General features: G+C 63.0%; 9 protein-coding genes. 8 read left to right on the forward strand and 1 reads right to left on the reverse strand.

The window, feature by feature from the left end; all coding sequences use genetic code 11:
* The 8 genes from PJB24_RS15375 to PJB24_RS15410 form a co-directional block, all read left to right on the forward strand.
* Positions 1 to 886, forward strand: an 886-nt coding sequence (locus PJB24_RS15375; protein WP_273847451.1) for a D-ribose ABC transporter substrate-binding protein, incomplete at its 5' end; no start/stop codon positions are given.
* Complete coding sequence (locus PJB24_RS15380) at positions 873 to 1,823, forward strand: ribokinase (RefSeq protein ID WP_273847453.1); 951 nt, start codon at positions 873 to 875, stop codon at positions 1,821 to 1,823. The genes PJB24_RS15375 and PJB24_RS15380, both read left to right, overlap by 14 nt.
* 723 nt (positions 1,824 to 2,546) lie before the next feature.
* Positions 2,547 to 3,746 carry an ROK family transcriptional regulator gene (locus PJB24_RS15385; protein ID WP_273847454.1) on the forward strand — a complete coding sequence of 400 codons (1,200 nt, stop codon included), beginning with the start codon at positions 2,547 to 2,549 and terminating at the stop codon, positions 3,744 to 3,746.
* A 19-nt stretch (positions 3,747 to 3,765) separates the two neighbouring features.
* Positions 3,766 to 5,046: an extracellular solute-binding protein gene (locus tag PJB24_RS15390; protein WP_273847456.1), complete on the forward strand. Its 1,281-nt coding sequence runs from the start codon at positions 3,766 to 3,768 to the stop codon at positions 5,044 to 5,046.
* 4 nt (positions 5,047 to 5,050) lie between these two features.
* The gene (locus tag PJB24_RS15395; protein ID WP_273847458.1) at positions 5,051 to 5,998 is read left to right on the forward strand and encodes a carbohydrate ABC transporter permease; all 948 of its coding nucleotides are present in this window, start codon (positions 5,051 to 5,053) and stop codon (positions 5,996 to 5,998) included.
* A gap of 4 nt (positions 5,999 to 6,002) precedes the next feature.
* On the forward strand, positions 6,003 to 6,851 hold the full coding sequence (locus PJB24_RS15400) for a carbohydrate ABC transporter permease (RefSeq protein ID WP_273847459.1): 849 nt from the start codon (positions 6,003 to 6,005) through the stop codon (positions 6,849 to 6,851).
* A gap of 52 nt (positions 6,852 to 6,903) precedes the next feature.
* Complete coding sequence (locus PJB24_RS15405) at positions 6,904 to 7,899, forward strand: SIS domain-containing protein (RefSeq protein WP_273847460.1); 996 nt, start codon at positions 6,904 to 6,906, stop codon at positions 7,897 to 7,899.
* Positions 7,896 to 8,825, forward strand: a complete 930-nt coding sequence (locus PJB24_RS15410) for a carbohydrate kinase family protein (protein ID WP_273847462.1) — start codon at positions 7,896 to 7,898, stop codon at positions 8,823 to 8,825. The genes PJB24_RS15405 and PJB24_RS15410 overlap by 4 nt, the downstream gene beginning before the upstream one ends.
* 105 nt (positions 8,826 to 8,930) lie before the next feature.
* On the opposite strand, the gene PJB24_RS15415 is transcribed toward PJB24_RS15410, so the two are convergent.
* On the reverse strand, positions 8,931 to 10,472 hold the full coding sequence (locus tag PJB24_RS15415) for a PucR family transcriptional regulator (protein WP_273847464.1): 1,542 nt from the start codon (positions 10,470 to 10,472) through the stop codon (positions 8,931 to 8,933).
* Positions 10,473 to 10,731: the final 259 nt, after the last annotated feature.

Genomic DNA, 10,731 nt, shown 5'->3' on the forward strand with positions numbered 1-10,731 from the left:
GGGTTCGAGTGGGGGTGGTTCCGGGGGCACGAAGACGATCGCGCTCTCGCTCTCGACCCTCAACAACCCCTACTTCGTGGCCATGCGCAGCGGCGCGCAGCAGGAGGCTAAAAAGCTCGGGGTCAAGCTGCTCATCGCCGACGCCCAGAACGACGCCTCCCAGCAGCAGAAAGATATACAGACCTTCATAACCCAGCAGGTCGACGCCCTTCTGGTGAACCCGGTCGACTCACAGGCCATAGTTCCCTCCATCCAGCAGGCCAACCGGGCCAAGATCCCGGTGTTCGCGCTCGACCGTGGGGCATCGGGGGGAGACGTGACCTCCACCATCATCTCCAACAACGTCAAGGGCGGAGAGATCGCTGCCAAAGAGCTCATCAAGCTGGTTGGCAGCGGTGACGTGGCGGAGCTCCAGGGCGTGCCGGGTACGGACGTGGCGCGGGACAGGGGCAACGGCTTCGAAAACGTGATAAAGAAGCAGCACTCCGTCAGGCTGGTCGCCAGCCAGCCGGCCAACTTCGACCGCAACCAGGCCTTCAACGTCGCCCAGAACATCCTGCAGGCGCATCCGAACATCAAGGGGATCTACGCCCAGAACGACGAGATGGCGCTGGGGGCCGTCCGAGCACTCGGCGGTAAGGCGGGCAAGGAGGTGAAGATAGTCGGGTTCGACGGCGAGCCGGACGCCATAAAGGCCATAAAGCAGGGCAAGATGAACGCCACCGTGGCCCAGCAACCGATAAGGATCGCCCAACTCGGCGTGCAGTACGCCATCAAGGTCATCGGCGGCAAGAAGGTCCCCAGAAACGTGCGCGTCCCCGTCAAGCTCGTCACCAGTGAGAGCGTGGGATCCTACCACGGCTGGGGAGCCGGTGCGGGCAGCTGACGTACTCGTCGTAGGTTCGATCAACCAGGACTTCGTGCTCATGGTGCCCCGGCGCCCGAGGCCCGGCGAGACGGTCACGGGCGCCGAGCTCTCCCTCCACGGCGGTGGCAAGGGAGCGAACCAAGCCGCCGCGGCATCGCTGCTCGGCTCATCCACCTCCATCCTGGGGTGTGTGGGCGGAGACGCGTTCGGGAGGGCGTTGCTCCGATCCTTGAGGAAGTTCAGCGTCGATGTCTCTCTGGTCAGAGAGGTAGGTGAACTCCGGACGGGCTCGGCCTTCATCACGGTAACGCCCGATGGCGAGAACGCCATCACAGTAGCTCCGGGAGCAAACCTGGCCCTCACCTCCAGAGACGTAGGAGCCGCGGCTACACAGATACGTGATGTGGGCGTGGTGGTGGTTCAGATGGAGATTCCCCTCGAGAGCGTGGAGGAAACGGTGAGGATCGCCGATCAGGCCGGCACCCGCGTGGTCCTGAACCTGGCGCCGCCGGTCGACCTTCATCCGGAAACACTCCGCGTGGCGGATCCGCTCGTGCTCAACGAGCACGAAGCCTCGTTTCTTTTGCGGAGGAGAAACAAAGGGTCAGACAACCTCGAGGAGTGCCTCGCCATGGTCCCGGCCCTGCTCGAGCTTGGTCCACGCTCCGTGGTTGTGACGCTCGGTCATTTCGGCGCGGTATTCTCCGATGGTGTATCGCCACCTCGGCACATTCCGGCTCCGAGGGTAAGAGCGGTCGACACCACGGCGGCGGGTGACGCGTTCGTTGGAGCCCTGGCGAAGAGCCTGGTGGCAGGGGAGCCATTGCAGCAGGCCGTATCCTTCGCCGTCTGGGCGGGCGCGTTCGCGGTAACCAGAGAGGGGGCTCAGGAGTCTCTTCCTACCCTCGATGCGTTGCTGAGGTTCAAAGGGGACAATGCGCGTACTCACGGCTGACCGACGTCCTTGGACGCGGTTTAACGACTCCAGGCAGAGGGGCACTCGCGCGCCGTATCCCCTGGGGGATACATGAGGATCAACCAGGTAGGATTCAAACTCCAGCCCCCAAGCGGGCGCTGCTCATGGCACGCCGACCGTACGCTGGAAGGTGCTTCGTCGTGAGATCCCTGCGGGGTGATGTTGTGAGGCGTGGAATGGTGGGACGGCTGATCGATCGGTGGAGCAGCAGGTTTCCTTATGTGTACGAACTCGACCTCTCCAGGCTGAGAAAGCCAGGGATCTACTGCGCAAAAGCAGAGGGTCCCGGGCGGGCACTCTCTCCGCCGTTCAGAACGGCTCCTGGCGTTCTACAGAGACCAGCGTAACAGACAGGATGTGATCCCGGGTTTCTGCATCTCGGCTCCTCACGTCTCAGGGAGATTCAGAGGTCAGGGCACTAGAAACGGGCGATGAAGTTCCCCCATGACTTTACCTCCTGTCTTCCTTTATACAGGCTTCTCGACCCGAATGATCAGAAGTGGCTGCCCCGGGAGCACCCCAAGCCACGTTCTCCTCAATCTCAGGAGAATCGCCCGCTGATGTTCGTGCCCCGAACCATTCGCTCGCGTGGCAGGGTTCCCGCGCCCAACCAGGCATTGAACCGTACCTCCGCGCCCCTGGACAACCTGGGGCCGTAGGGGTAATATATTAATAAACTTTATTAATCAAATGGGGTGTGAGGTGCGAAGGACACCGGGAAGGCCGGGACTGCTGGGGAAGATGAACGCCGGGCTTCTACTCGAGGTAATCCGGGACCGGGGACCACTCTCCAGGCCACAGCTTGCGTCAGCCACCGGGTTGAGCCTGCCCACCGTGAACTCCCGGGTGGGGGAACTTCTCGCTGCAGGATACGTGCGGGAGGATGGCTGGACGCGATCGACGGGTGGCAAGCGGGCCAGGCTGCTGCGCTTCAACGAGGATTTCGGCTATGTGGTCGGGCTGGATGTCGGCGGGCATCAGGTATCGGTGGCGGTAGCGGATCTCTCCGGGGACATCGTGCACTTCGAACGCCGCCCGCTGGGGACGCGTGTCGACGCCGGGAGCATCCTCAAAGCCTCGGCGGAGATGTTCGAAGCCGCGCTTGCGGCATCGCGCGTCTCGAAGGTCAAGGTCATGGCCGTCGGCGTATCCACCCCGGGGCTAGTGGATCCCTCGAGCGGAGAGGTTGCCTTGGTACCCAACATCCCGGGATGGGCTTCCCTGGGTCCGGCGCGGCGGCTGGAGGAGATGCTTGGGGTCCGGCCCCTGCTCGAGAACAACGTCAACGCGGCGATGGTGGGAGAACACTGGAAAGGGGTTGCCAGAGGCTGCGATGACGCTGTCTTCGTGGCGATCGGGACCGGGATCGGGGCGGGGATCATGATCGGGGGAAGGCTCTATCGCGGGTTCCATGGCGGAGCAGGTGAGATAGGGCTACAGCGGGACTTCGAAGACGATCAGGTTCTCGATGAAGAGTTCGGACCATTCGAGCGCCGGGCCTCCGGGCTGGGCATAGCCCAGCGCTACCGCGAGCTGGCCGGTGAGGGGGAAGAGATGACCACGCGCAAGATCTTCGCCGCGGCCCGTCAGGGAGACGAGCTGGCACGCAGGGTGATCTCGGAGGCGAGTTCGGTGTTAGCGGGGGGGATCGTGAACCTCTGCGCGATCCTCGACCCAGAGATGGTCGTGTTGGGAGGGGGCGTTGCCCGGGCCGGAGAGGAGATAGCAGGTCCCGTGCGTCGGAGGCTGCACAGCGCACTTCCCGCCCCCCCAAGCCTCATGCTGTCTGCCCTGGGGGACAGGGTTTCGGTGGTTGGGGCGGCGAAGATAGCGCTCGACGCAGCGCTCAAGGAAGAACCGCTGCTCGGCAGCCAGAGCAGAATGTCGGGGAAAGGAGAATAGAGGAGTGGGCGAGAAATCGATGAGGAGAGGTACATACACCCGCGGCGAATTTCTGGGTCTCGGGGTGGCCGGTGCGGTTATCCTCGCCGGATGCGGTGGGGGGCAGGGCGGCTCCAAAGGTGGGGGCACCACGACGCTGAACGCCCTTTTCATGCAACAGGCCGCGTACAGCAGCGACAACGTCAACAGCATGACGAAAGCCTTCGAGAAGCAAAACCCGGGCATAAAGGTCAACCCGACGTTCGTCGCCTACGAGGCCCTGCATGACAAGATCATCACCGCCGCCCCGGCGGGCTCGTACGACGTGGTCCTCATGGACGTGATCTGGCCGGCAGAGTTTGCGACGAAGAAGATAGTCGCCAAGACCACCGGCAGGATCCCGCCGGGTGAACGCGGCAAGATCCTCGGGGGTGCACTGCAGGCGGTCAGCTACAAAGGGAATTACTACGGGTTTCCCTGGATCCTCGACACCAAGTACTTCTATTACAACGAGGACATGCTCAGGAGGGCGGGTATCAAGCGCGCACCTGCGACCTGGGATGAGGTGGTGGCCACGGCGAAGGCTGTAAAGTCGAAGGGGATAATAAAGTATCCGCTGGTATGGAGCTGGGCGCAGGCCGAGGCGCTCATCTGCGACTACACCCAGCTGCTTGGGGCTTTCGGCGGGCGTTTTTTCGACGGCTCGGGAAACCCTGCCTTCAACACCGGAGGCGGGCTCGCGGCGCTCAAGTTCATGAAGATGACGCTGGATGAAGGGCTCACCAACCCATCTTCCATAACCTCGATCGAGGACGATGTGCGCAAGGTCGTCTCCCAGGGACAGGCGGCCATGGCGCTCAACTGGACCTACATGTTCGCGCTCGCGAACGATCCCAAACAGAGCAGGGTCGCCGGGAAGATCCGGATAGCGCACACCCCCAGAGGACCGGGGGGTGCCCCGGGGGTCAACGGGAGCATGGGGCTCGCGATCACACGGGGTAGCCAGAACCAAGACGCGGCCTGGAGGTACATACAGTTCATCGCGAGTCAGAAGATACAGGACAGGTACGCCAAGCTTTCGCTTCCGGTCTGGAAGAGCTCCTACGACGAGAAGCAGGTAATCGACGCCCTGCCACAGGTGGTACCGGTGGCCAAGAAGCAACTGAACAACATGATCCTGCGACCGCAGGTCGCCAGCTACAACGACTTCTCGCATGAGCTACAGGTGCAGATACAGCTGGCGCTCAAGGGCAAGAAGTCACCCGAGCAGGCCCTGGACGACGCCGCCAGGGCTACGGCCTCGATCCTGAAGAGCTCCTGAGATCATGGGTGTCGTGCAGACCAAGGAGGCCCGTCCGGCCGTCCCGCGAGGTGGTGGGCCGTGGCGCAGGCTCTTTTCCCGTGAAGGCCCCACGGCGGTTGTGCTCCTTCTGCCGAGCCTGATCGTCGTCTTCGGCATCATCATCTATCCTCTGCTGAAGACCCTCTACACCTCTTTCTTCGCCGTCGACAGCGCGTTCCCCGGACACTACCCTTTCGTGGGCCTCGGGAACTACGCGCACGTCCTCAGAACGGGCGAGTTCTGGGATGCGGTGGGACATACGGCGTACTTTACGGTTCTCACGACCTTCCTCGAGGTCTTTTTCGGGCTCCTCATCGGGCTCCTGCTCAACACCGACCTCAAGGGGCGCTGGCTCTTCCGTTCGATCGTCATACTCCCTTGGGCCCTGCCGACGATCGTCAACGGGGCGATGTGGCGTTGGATCTTCAACGCCGACTACGGGGCGCTGAACGCCCTGCTCACCCAGTTGCACATCATCTCCCACTACAAGGCTTGGCTCGGCGATCCGTGGACCGCGCTCAACATGGTCGCCGTCGCCGACATCTGGAAGAACACACCGCTGGCGGCTTTCTTCATCCTGGCGGCGCTGCAGACCATACCCGGTGATCTCTACGAGGCCGCGAGGGTGGATGGGGCCGGCAGGCTCAGGAGCTTCTTCAGCATAACGCTGCCGCTGCTCATGCCGACGATAGTCATCATCCTGGTGCTCAGGACCATGGAGGCCTTCAAGGTCTTCGACATCATCTACGTCATGACCGGGGGAGGACCGGCCAACGGGACCGAGACCGTAGCCTACTACACCTACGTCGAGGCCTTCTCGAACCAGCTCTTCGGCGAGGGTGCGGCGCTGGCCTACATCATCGCGATCTTCATCCTGTTCTTCGCGATCATCTACATGAGGATGCTGCAGAGAGGAGAGGTGGAGTACTAGAGACATGAGAGATTCGTTGGGTTACAGGGTCTTCATCCACGCCGCCGCCGTCGTCGTAGCGGTGGCCGTGCTGGCTCCCTTTGCGTGGCTCCTGATCTCGAGCATCGCCGCACCGGCGGATCTGCTCTCGCGGCCGCTGCACTGGATACCGGCCCATCCTTCCCTCTCGCGTTACGAGAACGTGCTCTTCAACCCCCAGAACGGCTCGGCGGCCACCTTCCGGGCGGGGATGAGAAACAGCGCGATCGTAGCGGCCAGCTCGGTCGCGATCTCGCTCGGCGTGGGGATCTTCGGCGCCTATGCCTTCGCCCAGCTCAGGTTCCGCTTCCGCAGAGCCATCCTGCTGCTCTTCCTCTCTACCTACATGCTGCCACCGATCGCACTGGTCATCTCGCTCTACCTTACGATGGCCCGCCTGCACCTGCTTGACACCAGGCTGGGGCTCATCCTGGTGTACTGCTCGTTCATCACCCCGTTCGTGCTCTGGATAATGAGCGGCTACTTCCAGAGCATCCCCAAGGAACTCGAGGACGCCGCACGCATCGACGGCTGCACCAGGATCGGAGCCCTCTTCCGGGTGATCCTTCCGCTGGCACGCTCCGGGATTCTCGCCACGGCACTGTTTGGTTTTCTCTTAGCCTGGGACGAGTTCCTTTACGCCCTGATCTTCACCTCATCGCTCAACTCCAAGACCATCCCGGTAGCCATAGCCGAGTTCACCGGGCGCCACACCGTCAACTTCGGCATGCAGGCGACCGGCGGGATCCTTGCCTCGCTCCCCCCGCTGGCGATCGCCTTCGTGTTCCAGCGTTACCTAGTGGGAGGGCTCGCATCCGGCGCGGTGAAGGGGTAGAGGTCATTCTAGCGATTTCCTGAATAAGAGGCAGAAAGGAGATGGAGAAACCTTGACGTACCTGCAGGATATCCTCGACCAGCCGGAGAACATCGAACGGGTCGGCCGTTTCTTCGCGGCGGAGCTCCGGAAGTTGGATCTTTCCCGCTTCGAGGCCGGTTCTCTCGTCTTCACGGGCATGGGGTCGAGCTATTTCGCCTCACTTCCTGCCGTCTTCGCCGCGCGCCGTGCGGGGCGCAGGGCCTTCGCGTTGACCGCCTCGGAGCTACTGGAGTCCGGAGGTGATCACCTGGGAGACTGCTACGTCGGGATCTCGCAGTCGGGAAAGAGCGCCGAGACGGTACGAGCCTTCTCCCAGGTGGAGGCACCCCGCCTCTCTCTCACCAACGATGGAGGGGGACTGCTCGCCGAGGTCTCGGACCAGGTCCTCGCCATAGGCTCTGGGCGGGATACCGCCGTGGCGGTCAAAACTCACACCGCGACGATCTGTGCCCTGGCCTGCCTGGTAGCCCTCCTGCTCGGCGAGGAGGCTCCTGGGATGGACCGCCTGCCCACCCTCATGGGGGAGGTGCTCGAGGATAGCTCCCCGGTAGCACGGGAGGTGGCCGAAACTTTCGCAGGCATGGGTGCTCACCCGGACTTCGTGGGGCGCGGGGTGTCTTTCGCCACCGCGGAGGAGGCGGCGCTGCTCTTCCGGGAGGTAACGAGAGAGCCCGCCGCCAGCCTGGACACCCTGCAGTACCTGCACGGCCCGATAGAGGTGGCCGGGAACGGCTACGGATGCGTGATCTTCGGCTCCGGGAGGGAGGTCAGGCTGGCCGAGGACCTGGCCTCGTACGGGGCTACCGTGCTTCTCGTCACAACATCGCAAGCTCACGAACGAGAGAACCTGAGGGTGGTGCATCTTCCTCAGATCGAGGACACCCTGCTGCCGGTGCTCGAGATACTGCCCGTCCAGCTCCTAGCCTACTATATGGCCCGGGCGCGCGGGTTGCAGGCCGACGGATTTCGCCACCATCAGCCCGACACCAAGCTAGCGCAGGCGTGAAGCTGGCGGTCGTCGGTAACGTAAACGCCGACCTCCTGGTCTGGCCGGTGGAAGAACTCCCCCCTCCTGGCGCGGACCAGCTGGTCGAGTCGATGGAGATACGAGCCGCGGGCGGCGCCGGCAACACCGCCCTCGCCCTCGCCGCTCTGGGACGCCCGCCGCTGCTGGCAGGTTGCGTCGGCGAGGACCACTTCGGGAAGTTTATCCTGGAGAGCCTCTCGACGGCGGGCGTGGCTACCGACCATGTGACCATCGTCCCGAAGGCACGAACCGGAATCTCGATAGCCCTCGAGGCACCCGGGCGTGATCGCTCCTTTCTGACCTTCTCCGGTTCTCTCGAGAGGTTCAACCTCTCGATGGTGCCTATGGAGGAGATCAGGTCGAGCGATCTTCTGCTCCTATGCGGGTACTTCAACCTGACCGCGCTGCGCGGCCGTCCCGCCCGGCAGCTGCTGCTGGAGGCGCGCTCCGCGGGCTCGCTCACCCTCTTCGATAGCGACTGGGATCTGCACGGATGGACCAGAGAGGCCCGAAAAGAGGTGGCGGATCTACTGCCACTCGTCGACATCTTCCTCCCGAACGAGGACGAGGCCAGGATGCTCACCGGTCTCTCGGATCAGGAGGCCGCCGCATGCCGGTTGCAGAGAATCTCTGGCGGATGGGTGGTGGTCAAGCTGGGGAGGGAGGGATGCCTGGCCGTCGGTCCTACGGGGAAGCACAGGGTACCTGCCCCCAGGACCAGGGCCCGGGATACTACCGGAGCCGGTGATGCCTTCAACGGAGGGCTGATGTTCGCCCTGAGCTCAGGGATCGGCTGGAAAGATTCCCTCCGCTTCGCCACCCGTCTGGCCTCCGAGGTGGTCTCACGCCCCTCGCACGACCGCTACCCTTCTGCGGAAGAGGTGAACAAGGAAGTGGATCGGTAGCCTCATCGGGGCGCAACACAGACTACGGCGTCCCAACATGGTCGTCCCGCGGCACCGTACGAAAAGCAGGCGACGTTCCCTCGATCGAACCGCGCAATCCATCGCCTACCGGGAGCGGGAGAACCCTCCTGCTCCCTCCTCACCGTTCAAAGCCTCGTAAGCCTTGAGGGCGAACCAGAGCTCGGCCACGTCCTCGGTGTTGCCCAGGCTCCTTTGCGTGAGATCCTCGATGCGTTTGATCCTGTAGACGAGCGTCTGCCGGTGGATGTGGAGCATCTTCGCCGTTTTCGTCCAGCTTCGATCCTGCACCAGAAAGGTGCGCAGGGTATGCAAAAGATCGGAGCTGTGCCGGCCGTCGTACTCGAGCAGCCGGCCAAGGATCTGACGGACGATCAGCTCGATGTCCTCGGCCTCGTGCGGGAGGAAGGGAGATATCCTGGCCTCTTCCTTGCCGTAGACGGCGGCGGGTCTGCCGGAGCGCGAGGCTGCCTTGAGGGCCCACAGCGACTGCCTGTACGCGTTGGAGATACCGCCGGTGTCGTCTACGGCCCGGCTCAGGCCGATGATCATGCGCAGCCGCCGTCCTTCCTCCAGCAGCACACTGAGATGGTCTGGCGTGTCGCGCAGCAGCACTATGAGCCGACGGGACCTCACGAGCATGAGGTGGGGAACCCGATGGTCCTCCAGCCTGAAATGGATCTTCGAGTAACCTGGATCTTCGCCGGACTCCTCGCAGCAAGCAACCACGTGGGGCCCCTCGGCTAGACCACGCTCCATGAGAGCGTATCGCGCGGAATCCATGGAGATCCGATTCTCTATGAGCCCGGATAGCACCTCAGCCCCCGACCTCCTGCCGCGCTCGTACTCGGCCACCAGCCGCTCAACCTCGAGAGTGACGATCTCCGTAATATGATGCAGTATGAAGAGGTCTGGGAAGCCATCCCGGGCCACGACGGCCAGGACGGCTCGTCGGGATGCCGGAACGGGCATGATGAGCGTTGGCCGGATCGTGGCCTGCAGACGTAACACCGTGGGCAGGGGCCCGGAGCGGCGGGCTCTCTCCTCGAGCAAAGCCCGCACGAGATCCCCGGACGGTCCCGGCGCACCGCGTACGAGAGAGAGCCCGGTCTCGGGATCTAGGACGAACAGGCGGCACCCCAGCAGCTCCTCGAGGCTGCGCAGCAGGGCCACGCCTTCTGCGCGCCTGGTCGCGATCCTCACCGCCTCGTAGATTTTCATGACCTGCAGCAGGCGTCTGTGCTCCTCGTTACGGTTCGCTTCCGCCACGGTGCGCGTGATGGCAGAGAACGGCACCTCGTATGCGGCCAAGATCACCGGAAACTTCAGCTCCTCCGCAGCGGAGAGCATCTCCTCGGAAAGGGGCGGCGCATAGGCCTGGTCGCATATGAGTATCCCCCGCACACCGGCCCGGGTCAGTTTTTCTATGAAGGTCGCCTGCTTCGAAGCCTGCCCGGGTACGGTAAACCCCACGGTCATCAGAAGCTCGCCCTCGGCGAGCCACTCCATGGGATCGGGCAGCTCACAGACATGAGCCCAGCTTATTTCCCGATCCAATCCTCCCGCGCCCGCAAGAACCTTCAGCCTGAAGGCCGGCGTCTCCACCAGTTCCCGGATCGTAATGGCCATCCTCAATTCATCATACATTAGTAGTAGATACATATACAAATTCCTATATTTGTATCATTGACTACACAGAGCATGCACGGCTATATTTTCACTGTACGAAACAGGAAGGATGATGTGATGGGTCAAGGGTACTGGAAGGTGCGCAACCTCATCGGGGGGGAGTGGCAGAAGAGGGAGGATCTGCCGACAGAGCCCGTCTACAACCCTGCTACAGCAGAAGTCATAGCCCAAACCCCCCTCTCCACAAAAGAGGATGTGG

Source organism: Rubrobacter calidifluminis, from assembly GCF_028617075.1.
Classification (GTDB): Bacteria; Actinomycetota; Rubrobacteria; order Rubrobacterales; family Rubrobacteraceae; genus Rubrobacter_E; species Rubrobacter_E calidifluminis.

Bases quoted from the DNA above. Each gene is read 5' to 3' on its own strand.
- PJB24_RS15390 (WP_273847456.1), top strand. From the start codon at position 3,766: ATGAGGAGAGGTACATACACCCGCGGCGAATTTCTGGGTCTCGGGGTG.
- PJB24_RS15395 (WP_273847458.1), top strand. From the start codon at position 5,051: ATGGGTGTCGTGCAGACCAAGGAGGCCCGTCCGGCCGTCCCGCGAGGT.
- PJB24_RS15400 (WP_273847459.1), top strand. From the start codon at position 6,003: ATGAGAGATTCGTTGGGTTACAGGGTCTTCATCCACGCCGCCGCCGTC.
- PJB24_RS15415 (WP_273847464.1), bottom strand. From the start codon at position 10,472: ATGGCCATTACGATCCGGGAACTGGTGGAGACGCCGGCCTTCAGGCTG.